13 protein-coding genes and 3 pseudogenes are annotated in these 16,842 nt (G+C 62.2%); 10 read left to right on the top strand and 6 right to left on the bottom strand.

The annotated features are described in order from the left end of the window. Nucleotides 1-34: 34 nt before the first annotated feature. The 5 genes and pseudogenes from NVV77_RS10410 (at nt 35) to NVV77_RS10390 (ending at nt 5,855) form a co-directional block, all read left to right on the top strand. Nucleotides 35-1,096 carry an aldo/keto reductase gene (locus tag NVV77_RS10410; RefSeq protein ID WP_295412732.1) on the top strand — a complete coding sequence of 354 codons (1,062 nt, stop codon included), beginning with the start codon at nt 35-37 and terminating at the stop codon, nt 1,094-1,096. Then, complete coding sequence (locus tag NVV77_RS10405; protein WP_295412729.1) at nt 1,089-1,772, top strand: fumarylacetoacetate hydrolase family protein; 684 nt, start codon at nt 1,089-1,091, stop codon at nt 1,770-1,772. Before NVV77_RS10410 ends, NVV77_RS10405 begins: the two co-directional genes overlap by 8 nt. After that, nucleotides 1,772-2,866 carry an AAA family ATPase gene (locus tag NVV77_RS10400; RefSeq protein ID WP_295412727.1) on the top strand — a complete coding sequence of 365 codons (1,095 nt, stop codon included), beginning with the start codon at nt 1,772-1,774 and terminating at the stop codon, nt 2,864-2,866. Before NVV77_RS10405 ends, NVV77_RS10400 begins: the two co-directional genes overlap by 1 nt. 149 nt (nt 2,867-3,015) lie before the next feature. Next, nucleotides 3,016-4,803, top strand: a pseudogene (locus NVV77_RS10395) (cation:proton antiporter); the annotation flags it as partial. A gap of 611 nt (nt 4,804-5,414) precedes the next feature. Further along, a complete protein-coding gene (locus NVV77_RS10390; RefSeq protein ID WP_295412726.1) occupies nt 5,415-5,855 on the top strand; it encodes an Rrf2 family transcriptional regulator in 441 nt (146 codons plus the stop codon). Between the two features lie 93 nt (nt 5,856-5,948). On the opposite strand, the gene purU is transcribed toward NVV77_RS10390, so the two are convergent. Further along, nucleotides 5,949-6,803, bottom strand: a complete 855-nt coding sequence (purU, locus tag NVV77_RS10385) for a formyltetrahydrofolate deformylase (RefSeq protein WP_295412725.1) — start codon at nt 6,801-6,803, stop codon at nt 5,949-5,951. A gap of 446 nt (nt 6,804-7,249) precedes the next feature. On the opposite strand from purU, the gene NVV77_RS10380 reads away from it, so the two are divergent. Continuing rightward, nucleotides 7,250-7,618 (top strand): hypothetical protein, encoded by a 369-nt coding sequence (locus NVV77_RS10380; protein WP_295412723.1) that lies wholly within the window; start codon nt 7,250-7,252, stop codon nt 7,616-7,618. Between the two features lie 396 nt (nt 7,619-8,014). On the opposite strand, the pseudogene NVV77_RS10375 reads toward NVV77_RS10380, so the two are convergent. The 4 genes and pseudogenes from NVV77_RS10375 to NVV77_RS10360 form a co-directional block, all read right to left on the bottom strand. After that, nucleotides 8,015-8,823, bottom strand: a pseudogene (locus tag NVV77_RS10375) (ABC transporter permease subunit). Nucleotide 8,824: 1 nt separating this feature from the next. Next, nucleotides 8,825-9,679 carry an ABC transporter permease subunit gene (locus NVV77_RS10370; protein ID WP_295414424.1) on the bottom strand — a complete coding sequence of 285 codons (855 nt, stop codon included), beginning with the start codon at nt 9,677-9,679 and terminating at the stop codon, nt 8,825-8,827. A gap of 95 nt (nt 9,680-9,774) precedes the next feature. Continuing rightward, nucleotides 9,775-10,925: pseudogene (locus tag NVV77_RS10365) on the bottom strand (ABC transporter ATP-binding protein). Between the two features lie 55 nt (nt 10,926-10,980). Further along, nucleotides 10,981-12,072: a polyamine ABC transporter substrate-binding protein gene (locus tag NVV77_RS10360; RefSeq protein WP_295412721.1), complete on the bottom strand. Its 1,092-nt coding sequence runs from the start codon at nt 12,070-12,072 to the stop codon at nt 10,981-10,983. A gap of 437 nt (nt 12,073-12,509) precedes the next feature. On the opposite strand from NVV77_RS10360, the gene NVV77_RS10355 reads away from it, so the two are divergent. From NVV77_RS10355 to NVV77_RS10345, 3 genes are all read left to right on the top strand, one after another. Next, the gene (locus NVV77_RS10355; RefSeq protein WP_295412720.1) at nt 12,510-13,457 is read left to right on the top strand and encodes a pseudouridine-5'-phosphate glycosidase; all 948 of its coding nucleotides are present in this window, start codon (nt 12,510-12,512) and stop codon (nt 13,455-13,457) included. Further along, nucleotides 13,454-14,338, top strand: coding sequence for a carbohydrate kinase family protein (locus NVV77_RS10350; protein ID WP_295412718.1), 885 nt, complete (start codon nt 13,454-13,456; stop codon nt 14,336-14,338). Before NVV77_RS10355 ends, NVV77_RS10350 begins: the two co-directional genes overlap by 4 nt. Nucleotides 14,339-14,404: 66 nt before the next feature. Next, nucleotides 14,405-14,896: a hypothetical protein gene (locus tag NVV77_RS10345; protein ID WP_295412716.1), complete on the top strand. Its 492-nt coding sequence runs from the start codon at nt 14,405-14,407 to the stop codon at nt 14,894-14,896. Between the two features lie 35 nt (nt 14,897-14,931). Here the strand turns inward: NVV77_RS10345 and NVV77_RS10340 are convergent, their stop codons facing one another. Continuing rightward, nucleotides 14,932-15,741, bottom strand: coding sequence for a siderophore-interacting protein (locus NVV77_RS10340; RefSeq protein WP_295412714.1), 810 nt, complete (start codon nt 15,739-15,741; stop codon nt 14,932-14,934). A 120-nt stretch (nt 15,742-15,861) separates the two neighbouring features. On the opposite strand from NVV77_RS10340, the gene NVV77_RS10335 reads away from it, so the two are divergent. Next, nucleotides 15,862-16,833: a zinc-binding dehydrogenase gene (locus NVV77_RS10335; RefSeq protein ID WP_295412712.1), complete on the top strand. Its 972-nt coding sequence runs from the start codon at nt 15,862-15,864 to the stop codon at nt 16,831-16,833. The last annotated feature ends 9 nt before the right edge of the window (nt 16,834-16,842 follow it).

The following is a 16,842-nucleotide window of genomic DNA, read 5'->3' as shown; positions in this document are numbered from 1 at the left end:
AGCCCTGTTGACCGAGAACAAAGGAGGAATGCCGATGGAATATCGCTATCTCGGACGCTCGGGCCTCAAAGTCTCGGTCCTCACCATGGGAACCATGACTTTTGGCGGCAGCGAGAAGATCGGCAATACCAGCCCCTCCGATGCGGCGCGGCAGGTCGACCTCTGCCTCGAAGCCGGCATCAACCTCTATGACACCGCCAATGTCTACAATGCCGGTGTGTCGGAAGAAATTCTGGGCGATGTGCTCAAGGAAAACGGCCGCCGCCAGAAAGCGCTGATCGCGACGAAGGTCCGCTTCAAGATGGGCGATGGGCCCAACGACATCGGCCTCTCCCGCCATCACATCATCGAGCAGTGCAAGGCGAGTTTGAAACGCCTCAAGACCGACGTGATCGACCTCTATCAGGTGCATGAATGGGACGGCAAAACGCCCATCGAAGAGACGATGGAGGCGCTCGATACGCTCGTTCGTCATGGTCATGTGCGCTATATCGGCTGTTCCAACTATTCGGGCTGGCACATGATGAAGGCGCTGATGGCCGCAGAAAAGCGCGGTGGCCAGCGTTTCGTTTCCCAGCAGATCCATTATTCGCTGCATAGCCGCGACGCCGAATACGAACTCGTGCCGGTTTCGCAGGATCAGGGCCTTGGTATTCTCGTCTGGTCGCCGCTGGCCGGCGGGCTGCTGTCCGGAAAGTATCGCAGGGATAGTGAGCCCGAGAGCGGCCGCCATGTCGGCGGTTTCCGCGAGCCGCCGGTCTATGATTGGGAAAAGCTCTATTCGGTCATCGATACGCTCGTGGCCATTGCCGAAGCGCGCGGCGTGTCCGGCGCGCAGGTGGCGCTCTCCTGGCTGCTCGGTCGGCCGGGCGTCACCTCCGTCATCATTGGCGGGCGCAACGAAAGCCAGTTCCGCGACAATATCGCGGCCGCCAGTTTCAAGCTCACAGCCGAGGAGCGGAAGCGTCTTGACGATGTCAGCCGCCCGCCGCTGCTCTATCCATATTGGCACCAGTCGTTTAGTGCACAGGACCGGTTGAGCCCTGTCGATCTCGACCTGATCGGACCCTATGCCGAGGAGTTTTCGCGTGGCTGATTTTCTGTTCGAGCCGCATGCGCCTGTGTCCATTCCCATCGCCCGCGGCGGGCTCTTTGCCGTGCGCCGGGTCTATTGCGTGGGCCGCAATTATGCCGAGCACATCAAGGAAATGGGCAATGATGTGCGCGATCCGCCGTTCTTCTTTGCCAAGCCCGCAGATGCGGTCGTGGTCGGTGGCGCTGCCATTCCCTATCCACCCCAGACCGAGGATTTCCATCACGAGGTGGAGCTGGTGGTCGCCATCGGCAAGGACGGCGCTGACATCACAGTCGAGAATGCGCTCGACCACGTCTATGGTTATGCCTGCGGCCTCGACATGACCCGGCGCGATCTTCAGGCGATTGCCAAGAAGGCCGGCCGCCCATGGGAAATGGCCAAGGGTTTTGACCAGTCCGCCCCCATCGGCACGATCGAGCCGGCCAGCGCCATCGGCCATCCGCAATCGGGCAAAATCTCGCTCTCGGTCAATGGTGCCGAACGGCAAAGCGGCGATCTCGGCGACCAGATCTGGAGCGTTGCCGAAACCATCGCCTATCTCAGCCAATTCGTAACCCTCAAGGCGGGTGACATCATCATGACCGGCACGCCGGCCGGGGTTGCTGCGGTTGTATCAGGAGACGTGATCGAGGGGCGGATCGAGGGTGTTGGGACTGTCAGGACGGTGATCGACTGATGACGACACCGGTCTGGTCGGGACAGCAGGACGCGGCGCTGATTGCCGTGTCCAAGTGGCTCAAGGACAAGAATGGTCCGCAGGTCTTCCGCCTGTTCGGCTGGGCCGGCACCGGCAAGTCGACGCTTGCCGTGCATCTGGCGCAGGATATCCGCTCGGTCAAATATGCCGCCTTTACCGGCAAGGCCGCGCTCGTCATGCGAAAGCGCGGCTGCAAGGGCGCGCAGACCATCCACTCGCTGATCTATACACTGGTGTCCGAGAAGGAAGGCGAGCCGCGCTTCGTGCTCGATCCTGAAAGCCCGGCGGCCGATGCCGATCTCATCGTCATCGATGAAGTTTCCATGGTCGACGAGCAATTGGGCGCCGATCTCCTCTCCTTCGGCGTAAAAGTCCTGGTGCTCGGCGATCCATTCCAGCTACCGCCGGTGCAGGGCGCGGGTTTCTTCACCACCGAAGAGCCCGATGTCATGCTCACCGAAATTCACCGCCAGGCGGCCGATAATCCGATCATCCAGCTCTCCATGGCCGTGCGCGAAGGCGGCTTTCTCGAACATGGCCGCTATGGCGAAAGCATTGTCGTCGGCCGCGACAAGGTTGACCGCGATGCCGTGCTCGAAGCCGATCAGGTACTGGTCGGCCGCAACAAGACGCGCCTCACCTACAATGACCGTTTGCGCGAGCTGAAGGGCCTGCCCTTCCACGAGCCAGTCATAGGCGACCGCATGGTGTGCCTCCGCAACAATCCCAGAAAGCGCCTCCTCAACGGCCAGATCTGGATCGTCACCGACGCAACGCGGCGCTCGAATGGCAAGTGGTCCCTGGTGCTGGCCGACGACGAAGGCAAGGGCGAAGCCAAGGTGCTTACGCACAAGGCCTTCTTCTCGGGCGAAGAGGAAAGCATGGCCTGGACCGAGCGACGCCAGTTCGACGAGTTCACCTTTGGCTATTGCCTCACGGTGCACAAGGCGCAGGGCAGCCAGTGGGACAATGTCTATCTTTTCGACGAGAGTTTTGTTTTTCGCGAGGAGCGGGCGCGCTGGCTCTATACCGGCATTACCCGTGCTGCTGAGCGCATCACCATCATCAGCTGAAGTCACAGTTCAGCCAAGTTTGCCCTCTCTCTAGAGTTTCTCATCAGGCGCGGCCAAGGGATTGATCTTTCGGGGTCTTTGCTTCTTGCGCCTGACACGGTGATACCCCATCATCGTTATCGAGATTGCCCTAGAAATGAGGACCGTCCATGCCCCACGAGACCCCCCTGATCACCACGATCGTCGCGGGTTTGGTGCTGGCCTATATCTTTGGCATGCTGGCCAATAAGCTGCGCTTGCCGCCCCTCGTCGGTTATCTCTTTGCCGGTGTTCTCGCCGGCCCCTATACGCCCGGTTTCGTCGCCGATCAGGCGCTGGGCGCGGAGCTGGCCGAACTCGGCGTTATCCTCCTCATGTTCGGCGTGGGTTTGCACTTCTCGCTCAAGGATCTGATGAGCGTTCGGGCCCTCGCCATTCCGGGCGCCATCGCCCAGATCGCAGTGGCGACGGCGCTGGGCGCCGGCCTTGGGCTGATGCTCGGCTGGGATCTTGGTGGGTCGCTGCTCTTTGGTCTGGCGCTCTCAGTTGCCTCGACGGTCGTGCTGTTGAAAGCCCTGCAGGACCGGCGCCTGATCGAAAGCGAGCGCGGGCGCATCGCTGTCGGCTGGCTCATCGTCGAAGACCTCGCCATGGTGCTGGCCCTGGTGCTGATCCCCGCCTTTGCCGGGCTCAATGGCACCGATACCGGGCTTCACGATCCCTTCGTGTCCTTCGTCGAACGTATTCTCAATGCCGATGTCGGTATCTGGGGCGTCCTCGCCATCACCCTGATCAAGATCGCCGCCTTTGTCGGTTTCATGCTGATCGTCGGCCGCCGCGTCATCCCCTGGGCGCTGCATTTCACCGCCCATACCGGTAGCCGCGAGCTGTTCCGCCTGGCCGTGCTCTCCATCGCGCTGGGCGTGGCTTTGGGCTCTTCGGTGCTCTTCGGCGTGTCCCTGGCGCTCGGCGCCTTCTTTGCCGGCATGATCCTCTCCGAAAGCGAACTCAGCCATCGTGCCGCCAATGAAACACTACCGCTGCGCGACGCTTTCGCGGTGCTGTTCTTCGTCTCGGTCGGCATGCTGTTCGACCCTTCGATCATCCTCACCGATCCCTTGCCGGTGCTGGGCACGGTCTTCATCATCGTCGTCGGCAAATCGCTCGCCGCCTTCGGCATCGTGCTACTGTTCCGTCGTCCGGCCGGTACGGCGCTGACCATTTCGGCGAGCCTGGCGCAGATCGGCGAGTTCTCCTTCATCCTCGCCAGCATGGGCGTCAGCCTCGCCATCCTGCCCGAGGAGGGCCAGGACCTGATCCTTGCCGGCGCGCTGATCTCCATCGTCCTCAACCCCATCGTCTTCTTCATCCTCGAATTTTTGCGCCCGCGCGTCGAAGCCCGCTTTGGTGGCCGCGCCGCTGCCGCCACGCCCGAAACCCGCGTCGAGCCGGGCGAGCTTTCTGCCGCCTCGATGGGCCCGGCCACCACCGATATTCCGCGCGATGCCGCTATCGAGCGTGGGGCACCGGGAGCGGATGACGATGTCGTCGAGCCGCTGACGCTTACCGGCCACACGGTTCTCGTCGGCTATGGCCAGGTCGGACGCATCGTGGCCGATGGCCTCAAGGCTGCCGGCCGCGATATCGTCGTGATCGAGGATTCCGATCATGACGTCGCTGCCGCGCGCGTCGCCGGGCTCGAGGTCATCTATGGCAATGCGGCGAGCCAGAAGACGCTGAAACTCGCCAATCTCGGTGGGGCGAAAAACCTGCTGGTGGCCATTTCCAACGCCTTTGAGGCAGGCACGGTCTGCGAGAGCGGCCGAAAGCTCAACCCCGAGATCAGCATCATCGCCCGCGCCTATTCGGAAGAAGAAGAAGACTTTCTTCGCGGCCTTGGCGCTTCCATCGTCATTCGCGGTGAGCGCGAAATTGGCAAGGGCATTTTGGACCTTTTGCGCGACGAGGCTTCGGCCAAGCCCGCGGAGCCTGCCGGTCCGCTGCCGCCGAGCGAAAATATCCTGGCCCAGGCCGCGGCCATTGTCGCCGTGGCGGAGCCGGTCATTCCTATGCCGGTCGTTGCGGCCGAGACACCCGTAGAACCCGAAGCCCCCGTGGAGCCCGAAGCGCCGGTCGAGCCCATCGAAGCGATCCCGGTCGTCGAGGCATCCGCAGTCATCGAATTGCCCCCGCCTGCGCCGGAGCCCGAGGCGGCAGAAATTCCACCCGCAGAGCTGGTCGTGCTTGAACCGAGCGAAGGCGAGGTAGAGGTGGAAACCAGGGCAGAGGATACCCCGTCCATCGGTGAGGCCCCACCGGCCATCGACGAGGTCATCGTCCTGCCGCCGGAGACAAAGTCCGAAGAAGGGCCCGCCGTGGCTGAAACCGAAGCGATCGTGGCGGACGATATCGCAGAGCCTGCTGACGATGCCGAGACGGTCGATGAGGCACTTGTTGCGGAGCCGGTCGAAGCCGACGAAGATACATCCGGGCAGGTGGCCGAAGAGGCCAAGGAAACCGAACCGGATGTACCGGTGGTCAAGCCGGAGCCGAGGGAGTAGGCCGGGCCATGATGTCGCAAAAGGCCAAATATGCGTTGAGGGCCCTTGTGGCCCTGGCCCGGGCCGGCCGTGGCGAAAGCCGCATGATCGGCGAGATTTCCCGCGACCAGGCGATCCCGAAAAAGTTCCTCGAACAGATCCTGCTCGAACTCAAACGCGCCGGCCTCGTTTCCAGCCGCCGCGGCCGCATGGGTGGCTATGAGCTGGTCAAGGCGCCTGAAGAGATCATGTATGGCGAAGTGCTGCGCCTGATCGACGGGCCGATCGCGCCTTTGCCGTGTCTCTCAAAAATCGCCTATCGCAAATGCGAAGACTGCAAGGACGAGAGTTCCTGCGAAATCCGCCACGTCTTCGAGCGGGTGACCCTCGCCACCCGCGCCGTGCTCGACAGCACGAGCCTGGCCGACTCGCTCAATCTCGAAGACCTGCCGATAGACGAAGTCGCCTGAGTATTTTTGGTCCTTCGCCCATGATGTCGCCCACAACGCGTCACCCTCGGGTCGAGCCCGAGGGTGACGGTCTGCTGAGCAGGGGGAGAACCCTTATCCGAAAACCACCGTCTTCTTGCCGTTGAGCATGACCCGGCTTTCCAGGTGCAGCTTTACCGCCCGCGCCAGCACGCGGCTTTCGATGTCGCGGCCGGCGGCGACGAGATCGTCCGGGCTCAGCGCATGGGTCACGCGCGCCGTTTCCTGCTCGATGATCGGACCTTCGTCGAGGTCGGGCGTCACATAATGCGCCGTCGCGCCGATGATCTTGACACCGCGCTCATGCGCCTGATGATAGGGTTTTGCGCCCTTGAAACTGGGCAGGAATGAGTGGTGAATATTGATCACCTGGCCGAAAAGGCGCGTCGAAAGATTGTCCGACAGCACCTGCATATAGCGGGCGAGCACAACGAGGTCAGCGCCGACCGCCTTGACGATATCGAGCACCTGGGCTTCCTGCGCCGCCTTGGTGTCCTTGGTCACCGGCAGGTAGTGGAAGGGGATGCCGGCGTCCTCGGCAATCTTGCGGGCGTCTTCGTGGTTGGAAATCACCGCCGCGACTTCTGCGTCGAGCCAGCCGACGCGGATCTGGTAAAGCAGATGCAGCAGCGTGTGGTCGAATTTTGAGACCAGGATAACGATTTGCTTGCGGCGGCTTTCATCGCTGAGCGCGGTCTTCATGTCAAAGCGCTCGATCGGCGACTTCAGCGCCTTTTCGATTTTCTCCCGGCCCACGCCCTCGGGCGCGGTGAAGGCGAGGCGCATGAAGAAGCGACCGGTTTCCTTGTCCCAGAACTGGTTGGATTCCGCGATATTGGCGTTGAGCGCCGCCAGCTCCGTGGTCACGGCGGCAACAATGCCGGGACGGTCGGTGCAGGAGAGGGTCAGGACGAAATTGGCCGAGGACAAGGCGGGCCTCCGGAGAAAGATGCAGCCAGCGGTATCAATGGCTCCAGCATTTCCGTCAAGCCTTGCTTGCGCCTGTCGCGTCCCCTGGCCCGAAAAGTTGCCGTTAAACGGCGCTGCCCAAAAGGAAAAGGGCCGCTCGCCTGGAGCAGCCCTTCCCTGAGTCACAGGCCTCGAGAGGCCCGGGAGGTCGTGGTTTAGCTGGAGCAACCTCCGCGCATCACCACATTTCCCAGACTTTCTTCGAGCACCAAATTCTCAAAAGACACTGGAACACCTCCTTCTCGTTGGTTGAACATGAGGGAAGCTTGCGCCCGTTCGCCGGACCTGTCTAGTCACAAAACCTTCACGGGCTTCGCGCCCGTTCCGGTGTTGCATCACAAACCCAAGTTTATCCCCGCCCCCGACTGCCGGCCGCACACTCCCCCTCAAACAGGGGATTCCAAGAGATGTCCAGCACCACCCGCCTCATTCACAAAAGTGCCATTCCCGGCCATCAGGTCTCTGAACACCAGTGCCTCATCGAAACGCTCGAAGATTTGCGGTTCGAGCTGTCCTTGCGTCCGGATACTGGTCCGGTCGCCGGGCTCATGGCAGTCGCAGTCCGGCGGCTCATGGCCGATATCTATCGCCTGATCTCGCGCGAGCCTGGGGGCAGGGCATTGCTCCGCCTGCCGGCGGGCGCGGAAATCGAACTGGTGCAGTTGCACCGAGCCCTCGACGATGCAGAGACAGGCCTTGCCGCCTTCCGGCGCGCCCATAGCGATCCGGATGGTCCGCGCGAGGATGGCTGGCTGGTGCACCAGCCAGCGTCCTGATCTATCCATCTTATCCCCGCGACGAAAAATCGTGCCATGATCTCCCCGTTCCCACCGCAACACGCGGTACCGACGAAGTGCCGGGTGGGAAGACGGGCTGCTTGAGGTCGCTCAGGCGGATGCGTGGATGCCGACCACCGGCCAAGCGGCAGTGAGCCCCCGTTGCATCGCGTGATGCTTCCGACGGCGATCTGGACCGCAAAACCCCAAAAGGGGGCCGCTCGAGGCATGCGCAAGAAATCCCGATCGTGGGAAGCGGCTTTCGCCTCTTTTTTACTACCAATTTTCGGGGCGAAAGCCGCTTTTCACCGTGCGCCCAAAGGGCGTCGCGACCGTGCGCCGCCAGGCAGCGCGGATACTGGTGCTGGGCGGCGCCTTGGCCCCGCCCAAAAGGTCTTATGCCTTGGCCTTTTTGGGCTTCGAGCGCAGCTGGATGATGGTGGCAATGAGCACACCCGTTGCCACGAGACCGATGATGATGGTCGCCAGCGCATTGACGTCAGGCGACACGCCGAGACGCACCTTTGAGAAAATCACCATAGGCAGCGTCGACGAACCCGGCCCCGAGACGAAGCTGGCGATAACGAGATCGTCGAGCGAGAGCGTAAAGCCCAGCAGCCAGCCCGAAACCAGGGCCGGGGCAATGATCGGCAGGGTGATATCGAAAAAGGTGCGGACCGGGCTCGCGCCAAGGTCCATGGCCGCTTCTTCGAGGCTGCGATCAAAGTCGGAGAGGCGCGATTGCACCACGACGCAGACATAGGCGGTGCAGAAGGTGGCGTGGGCGATGACGATGGTCAGCATGCCGCGGCCGCGCGGCCAGCCCAAAACCCTTCCATCGCGACAAAGAGCAGCAGCAGGGAAAGGCCGGTGATCACGTCGGGCATGACGAGCGGGGCCGAAACCATGCCAGAAAACAGCGTGCGGCCCTTGAAGCGCCGGAAGCGCACGAGGGCCACGGCGGCAAGTGTCCCGAGGACCAGGGCAATGGTCGCGGCGATGGCGGCGATCTGCAGGCTCAGCCAGGCAGCGCCCAGCATCTGCGGATCGCGGAACAATTCGCCATACCACTTGGTCGAAAAGCCCGACCAGACGGTAACGAGACGACTCTCGTTAAAGGAGAAGATAACGAGCGAAACGATGGGCGCGTAAAGGAACGAGAACCCGAGGGCCGCTGCGATGGGGAGGAACCAGCCACGGCGCATCTTATCTCTCCACCACGGCGCTTTGCGCGCGCTGCAACAGCATGATCGGAACCACCACGGCCAGGAGCATGGCGACCGCCACGGCGGCCGCACGCGGCCAGTTGGCGGCGGTGAAGAATTCGTCCCAGAGCACGCGGCCGATCATCAGGGTTTCGGGGCCTCCGAGCAGCGAGGGGATAACGTATTCGCCAATGGCCGGAATGAAGACCAGCATGGAGCCGGCAATGATGCCCGGCAGCGAGAGCGGCAGCGTCACCGACAGGAAGGTGCGCAGCGGGCGAGCGCCGAGATCGGCCGAGGCTTCGAAGAGCGATACGTCGAGTTTCACCAGCGTCGTATAGAGCGGCAGGATCATGAAGGGCAGGTAGGTGTAGACAATGCCGACATAGACGGCGAAGTCGGTCTGCATCATCACCAGCGGTTCGATACCAAAAAGGCCCAAAAACTGGTTGATGACGCCATTGCCGCGCATGAAGCCGGTGAGCGCATAGACGCGCAGCAGGAACGAGGTGAAGAAGGGCAGGATCACCAGCATAAGCAAGATATTGCGCCAGCGATCGGGAGCCCGGGCAATGGCATAGGCCATTGGGTAGCCGACAAACAGCGTGATCACCGTCGAGATGAAGGCGATGCGGATCGAGGACAGATAGGCCGCGATATAGAGATTGTCGGTGAAGAGGCGGATGTAATTGTTGAGGTGCAGGGTCAGTTGCACCGTGCCTTCCTCGGTGGTGAGGAGCGGCGAATAGGGCGGGCGGCCGAACTGTTTTGTGGCGAGCGAAATGCCGAAAACCACGGCCAGCGGAATGAGGAAGAAGACCAGCAGCCACAGGACCGGGGCGGCAAGCACCAGCATGCGGCCGGAAATGCCGACCTTGGCAAGGCCACGCTCGACCGCGTTCCACGGCTTCAAGCGTCTTGGCGGCGGAATGGTGGGGGAATGGGCGGCGGTCATACTGTCAGCACCGAACCAGAGCTGTCGCTCCAGGTGACAAACACCTTCTCGTCCCAGGTGATGGCATCGGGATTGCCGCGAACCGAGTTGGTCTGGCTGACACGGATGCGTTTCCCGCTCTCCAGAGCCACCTGATACAAAGAGATATCCCCGAGATAGGCGATCTCTTCTACAATGCCCGAAGTGACATTGGCATCATGGGGCGTCTGGGGTTTTTCACGGCTGAGCGACATTTTTCGGGGCGGATAGCCCACCACAGAATCTGTTCGGGCGCGCAATCGACGCCGTGGCCGACATAGATGTCGCAGCCCAGTTCACTCGAACGGATGCGCACATGGCCCGGCTCGTCCTCGGTGACGATGCCTTCCACCATATTGGCTGAACCGATGAAGCCGGCAACGAAGCGGGAATTGGGGAATTCGTAAATGTCGGTGGGTTCGCCCACCATGGCGATTTCACCAAGGTTCATGACGCCGATGCGGGTGGCAAGGGTCATCGCCTCTTCCTGGTCGTGGGTCACGACGATGAAGGTGACGCCCAGGCTCTCCTGGATTTTCACCAGTTCGAACTGGGTTTCCTCGCGCAGTTTTTTGTCCAATGCGCCCAAGGGCTCGTCGAGGAGCAGGAGTTTTGGGCGTTTGGCGAGCGCGCGCGCCAGGGCCACGCGCTGGCGCTGGCCACCGGAAAGCTGGTGCGGCTTGCGGCGGCCATAGTCCTGCAGTTTGACGAGGCTGAGGAGTTCGGCGACGCGGTCATTGATCTCGCCCTTGGGGAGATTGTCGCGCTTGAGGCCATAGGCAATGTTCTGCTCGACAGACATATGCGGGAAGAGTGCATAGGACTGGAACATCATGTTGACCGGACGATTGTAGGGCGGGACTTCGGTCATGTCCTGGCCATCGATTTCGATGGTGCCCGAGGTCGGCTGCTCGAAGCCGGCCAGCATGCGCAGCAGGGTCGACTTGCCCGAGCCCGAACCGCCGAGCAGGCAGAAGAGTTCGGACTTGTAGATGTCGAGCGAGACATCGTGCACGGCCAGCACATCGCCGAACTTTTTGGTCACGTTCTTGATGCGGACAAAGGGCTTGTTATTGGCCGTATCGCGCCACGGCCGAGTATCGACGGCGAGCTGCTGGGACTTCTTCATGGCGGCATCCGAGGAGAGTGAAGGGGCGGCAGGAAAAGCCGCCCCTATGAAGATATTACTGGCCGGTTTTGATGCGGGTCCAGGTGCGGGTCAAGACCTCTTCGAATTCAGGCGAGTGCGCCTTCATGACGAATGCCTTGGCGATGGTCTCGGCGGGCGGGTAGATGCCCGGGTTCGACTTGACTTCCTCGTCGACAAATTCGAGCGCCGGCAGGTTGGGGTTGGCGTAGAACACGTAGTTGGTGATCGCTGCCACGACTTCGGGCTTCAAAATATAATCGATGAACTTATGGGCGTTTTCCGGATGCGGGGCATCGATCGGGATCGCCAGGAAGTCAAACAGCGTCGCGGCGCCTTCCTTGGGGATCAGGTAGGTCACTTCATTGCCCTGGCCGGCCTGTGCGGCAGCGTCGGAAGCGATGAAGATGTCGCCGGAATAACCGAGCGCCAGGCAGATTTCGCCATTGCCCAGGTCGTCGATGTACTGGCTCGAATGGAAGTAGCGGATCGAGGATTTGACCGAGTTCAGCAGTTCCTCGGCCTTGGCGAGGTCCTCTTCGCTTTCCGAGTTCGGATCAAGGCCGAGGTAGTGGAGCGCAATGCCAGTGACCTCAGAGGGGCTGTCGAGCACGGCAACGCCGCAACCGGCGAGCTTGGAGACGACTTCGGGCTTGAACAGCAGGTCCCAGCTTTCAAGATCGGCATCGGGGCCGAGAGCTTCGGTGACCTTGGCGACGTTGTAGCCGAGCCCGATCGTGTTGATCATATAGGGCACGCCATGGGCGTTGTCCGGGTCTTGGCTCGCGGCAGTTGCCATCACGGCCGGGTCGAGATTGCCCAGATTAGTCAGCTTGGACTTGTCGAGCGGCAGGATCAGGCCGGCAAGAATCTGGCGCTCGAGGAAATTGCCCGAGGGAACGACGATGTCATAGCCGGAATTGCCGGCGAGAAGCTTGGCGTCGACGATCTCGTTATTGTCATAGACGTCGTAGTTGACCTTGATGCCGGTCTCCGCCTCGAAATTGGCGATGGTATCTTCGGCAATATAGTCGGACCAATTGTAGACGTTGAGGACCGGTTCCTCCTGGGCCAAAGCGGGGCTTGCGGCCACCAGGGCGCCAAAGGCGAGGGCGAGCGTCTTGTTCATAACGTGGAAGCTCCTAGTAATAATTCGGGGGCATTGCCCCTCTTGCGAAGGGGCGGTTAGGTGCCGGCAAGCGGCAGGCTTTTGCGGCAAGCCGCGCTCAGGCCCGGGCGCTCATCTTTGAGTGCCCGGCGCAGAATTGGTGAACAATTGGGAACACGTCTCTAGGGGACGCCGAAGGGCGCCCGGGACTGTCGCTGCGATCGGCCCGGAGACGGGCGAATATCGATGCGCGGCACGCGCGCCATCAACAAAAGACCTGGTCAGCGAAGTGCCCTTTCCCTCTCTGATCACGGGCAAACTAAAGCCATTTTTTCAGAGCGACAAGACTGACAAACAGAAGTTTTTGCGGGGGTTGACCAGAGAACAACCCAGGCGCAAAAGCGCTGGCAACCTGGGGCAGAGCTTATGCGCCCCCGAACAGTTCCCAAGAGGCATGGATGAGCGGCAAGGCCTATCTCTCAGTATCGGCAGACGTGAAGGCGGCGCTGGCTGCCGGCAAGGCCGTGGTGGCGCTTGAATCCACCATCATCACCCATGGCATGCCCTATCCGCAGAACCTGGCAATGGCCAACGAAGTCGAGGACGTGGTGCGGGCAACCGGCGCTGTGCCGGCGACCATCGCCATCATGGACGGAAGGCTTTGCGTGGGTCTTGCCGGTGAAGACCTTGAACGCCTTGCCCTCGAAGGCCACAAGGCTGCCAAGGCGAGCCGTCGTGACGTCGCGGCGCTCCTTGCGAGCGGGACCACGGCCGGAACGACGGTTGCAACGACCATGCAGATCGCCGCGCTTGCCGGCATCAAGGTCTTTGCGACCGGCGGCATCGGCGGGGTGCATCGCGGCGCCGAGGACAGCTTTGATATTTCGGCTGATCTTGAAGAACTGGGCAAGACGCCGGTTACCGTCGTCTGCGCAGGCGCCAAGTCGATCCTCGATATTGCCAAGACCCTCGAAGTGCTTGAGACCAATGGCGTGCCGGTCCTCGGTTTCGGTACCGACCACTTCCCGGCCTTCTGGGCCCGCGAAAGCGGCTTCAGCGTCGATCACCGCTTTGACGATGCCGAGGGCGTCGCCAAGATGCTGGCCATCCAGTCCGATCTCGAAATGGGCGGCGTGCTGATCGCCAACCCCATTCCTGAAGCCGATGCCTGGGAAGCCAGCGCCATCGAAGGCTTTATCACCCAGGCTCTGGCCGACGCTGACGCCAAAGGGGTGAAAGGCAAGGCGATGACGCCCTTCCTGCTGCAGCGCATCTTTGAGCTGACGGGCGGCAAGTCGCTGGTGTCCAATATTGCGCTCGTGAAGAACAATGCGCTTGTGGCTGGCCAGATCGCCGTGGCCCTGGCGCATCTTCAGGCCGGCAAGGCACCCGTTCGCCGCGCATGAGCAAAAAAGTCCTCGTCGTCGGCGACGTGATGACCGACGTCATCGTCAAGCCCGAGGGGCCGATCGTGTTCGGTTCCGACCGGCGCGCGGCGATCGAAAGCCGTGCCGGTGGTTCGGGGGCCAATCAGGCCGTGTGGCTTGGCGCGGCCGGCGCCGATGTAGTGTTTGCTGCCCGTGTCGGGATGGTCGACAAGGCGAGCCATGAAGGGCATTTCCGCCTGCGCGGCGTGACGCCCATGCTGGCGGGCGATGCGCAGCTCGGCTCGGGCGTGCTCGTGACTCTGCTCGATCCGAGCGGCGAGCGCAGCTTCCTTACCGATCGCGGGGCCAATCTCAACCTGTGCGCCGACGACCTGCCCGACAGCCTCCTCGATGGCACGGGACTGGTGCTGGTCTCGGGCTACAGCTTCTTTGCGCCGGGGCCGCGCGCTGCCGTGCAGTCGCTGCTGGGTCGGGCCCGCAAGCGCAATATCCCGATAGCCATCGATCCGGCCTCGATCGGCTTTCTCGAAGAGGTCGGGCCGCAAACCTTCCTGGCCTGGGTTGGCGCGGCCGACTGGCTCTTTGCCAATGAGAGCGAAGCGGAAATGCTGGCGGGTGTCGCCGGCTTTGAGGACCAGGTGCGGATTCTTGGGGCGCAATTCCGACATGTCGTCATCAAGCGCGGGCGGTTCGGCGCTGCAGTCGGTGGGGCGCAGGGTGTCGATCTCAGCCGTCCGGCGCCGATCGTGAAAGTAGTCGATTCAACCGGGGCAGGCGATGCCTTCGCGGCGGGCTTTATTGCTGCGCTCACGGAGGGGCAGTCGGTCGAGGCGTGTCTTGAGCGCGGTATCGCCAATGGCGCTCGGGCGGTGCAATTCGTCGGCGGTCAACCGAAGTAGTCCTATTGCCGTTATTTCTCCATTAGGGTCAGTACCTTCGGGGCAAGCGAATTGTGAGGGATGCAAATGCTCAAGAAAGCTCTGGTGACCGGACTTCTCCTGGCGGTGGGAGTGCAGCAGGCCGCCGCTGACGGCAAGATTTTCGTGCAACTGCCCGACCTGACCTCCTATTCGGGAGCGGAGGCCGCGGCGTTTCTAGAGCGCGTCGTCCTCGCCAATGTCGTGTCAAGCAATTGCGGGGGCCATGAGGTGACGGACGAGGAATGGTCGCTGCTGACCGATTCCGCTGACCTCCTTGCCTATGGCCAGCTCAAGCTCAGTACCGACGACTACGACACCAATTATTACACCCCCGCCTTCAATGCGCTCGATGAAGCCGGGACCTGCGAGGAAAAAGGTCCCGACGTTGAAGCTGTGTTGAGCGAACTGGTTGAACGCGGCGGCTCGCGCGAGGCGCTGCCGGACCAGGACGTGGCCTATGAAGAATGGCGCGCGCTGATGGACCGGTTGCAGGCCGAGGCTAATGCGCCGACTTCGGGCAAGACCAAAACCAAGTAACCGGTGAGTGCCGGCCCTTGCGGGCCGGCTTGGCGCTAGTGCGGTTCGTGGGCGTCTGCGGTGCCGAGCAACCAGTAACCGGCTGCCTTGACCCATTCGGAACTGAAACCGCGCTCTTCGGTGAGGTGCTGGCGAACCGCTTTGCTCATGCCGCTCTCGCCCGCGATATAGGCATAGGCATCGCCCTTGGGCAGGTCCAACGTCCTGACCGTGTCGATGAGCAGCGTGGTGGTGCCAGCCGGAGCGCCATTGCGGTGGACATAGACGAGGTCGACATCGGCCTTGCTCTCAAAACCCTGCTCTTCGGCGGCAGAGTCGACTTCGACAACGGCGACGACGATGGCGCCTGCGGGCAATTCCTCGATGCGGCGGCCGATGGCGGGCAGGGCGGTTTCGTCGCCGACCAGCAGATACCAGTCATAGGTCGCGGGCACGACCACCGAACCACGCGGACCACCGATGACGAGGGTCTTGCCCGGCGCGGCAGCTGCCGCCCAGCTCGAGGCAGGGCCATCGCCATGCAACACAAAATCGAGTTCGATCCAGCCCTGCGCGACATCCCAATAGCGGGGCGTGTAGTCGCGCATTTCGGGGCGGGTGCCGGGTTCGAATTCGGCGCCATTGGGCCCGACAACCGGCAGGAGTGGCGTTACGCCTTCAGGAAAGAAGAAAGCCTTGATATGATCGGCATGGCCGGGAGAAACGAAGCCTTCCATGTCGCCGGTGAGTCGAACCCGGCGCATGAGCGGGGTAATGTCGGTGACGGCAGTCACGGTCAGCAAACGCAGACGGGTGTCGTGGCGAACGCGCTGCGGCGCGCGGGGATCGAGAGCTTCGGTCGACATGGCTTAAATCCTGAATAACACGCTCAGCAATTATTTCATGCCTTGGGGGATGGCAAGCGGGGCTTGAACACCAAAGCGCGAGACATATCTTTGCCGCATAGTAATTTACAGGAGCCGGTGATGAAGACCGCCATTTATTCCGAATTCGGCACGCCGGAAAAAGTTCTACAGACCAAGGAGGTGGAGCGCCCGCAACCCGGACCCGGCCAGGTCCTGGTCAAGATGGTGCTGTCGCCGGTCCATAACCATGACCTGATGACCATTGCCGGTCATTATGGGTTCAAGCCCGCTCTGCCGGCCGTGCCAGGCACGGAAGCGGTCGGCGTGGTTGAAGCACTGGGTGAGGGCGTTACCCATCTCAAGCAGGGGCAGCGCGTCGCCGGCGGCGCGGAAAAGACTTGGGCCGAATATTATCTTGCGACCGCGGCGCGGCTCGTGCCGGTGCCCGACAGCGTCAGCGACGAGACCGCCTGCCAGCTGGTCTCCATGCCGCTCTCGGCCAAGATGCTGCTCGATACGCTCGAGGTTGGTGCCGGCGACTGGATCGCGATCAATGCGGCCAATGGCGCGGTGGGCAAGCTGCTTGCCCAGTATGGTGCCGAAAAGGGCGTCAACGTCCTCGGCCTCGTCCGGCGCGATGCTGCCGTCGACGAAATGGCAGCGCTCGGGTTCAAGACTGTCGTCGCGACCGAAGGCGAAGATTGGCAGGAAAAAGTCCGCACGATCACCGGCGGGGCGCCGATCATTCGCGGCATCGAGTCGCTTGGTGGGGACGGCGCGGCACAGCTTTCCGGCATTCTGGCCGATGGCGCGCAACTGATCAGCTTTGGCGCGATGACCGGCCGGCCGCTGAAAATTTCGGCCGGCGAACTGCTGTTCCGCAATATTTCGGTCAAGGGATTCTGGGGCGCCAAGCCGCCGGTCAAGCCCGAGCGCATTGGCGAACTGCTGGGTGAACTGATCCGGGATGCGGCCGCCGGCAAGCTGGTGCTCGATATCGAGGCCGCCTATCCGATCACTGACGTGGCGGAAGCCGTGCGGGCCAGCGGCGAACCGGGCCGCAAGGGCAAGATCGCCATCAAGGGGAGCTAAGGCTCCCCC

Origin of the sequence: Devosia sp. (assembly GCF_024707125.1) — a bacterium.
GTDB lineage: Bacteria > Pseudomonadota > Alphaproteobacteria > Rhizobiales > Devosiaceae > Devosia.
The sequence above is the reverse complement of the archived record's forward strand: the minus strand, read 5'-3'. Positions and strand labels throughout refer to the sequence as shown.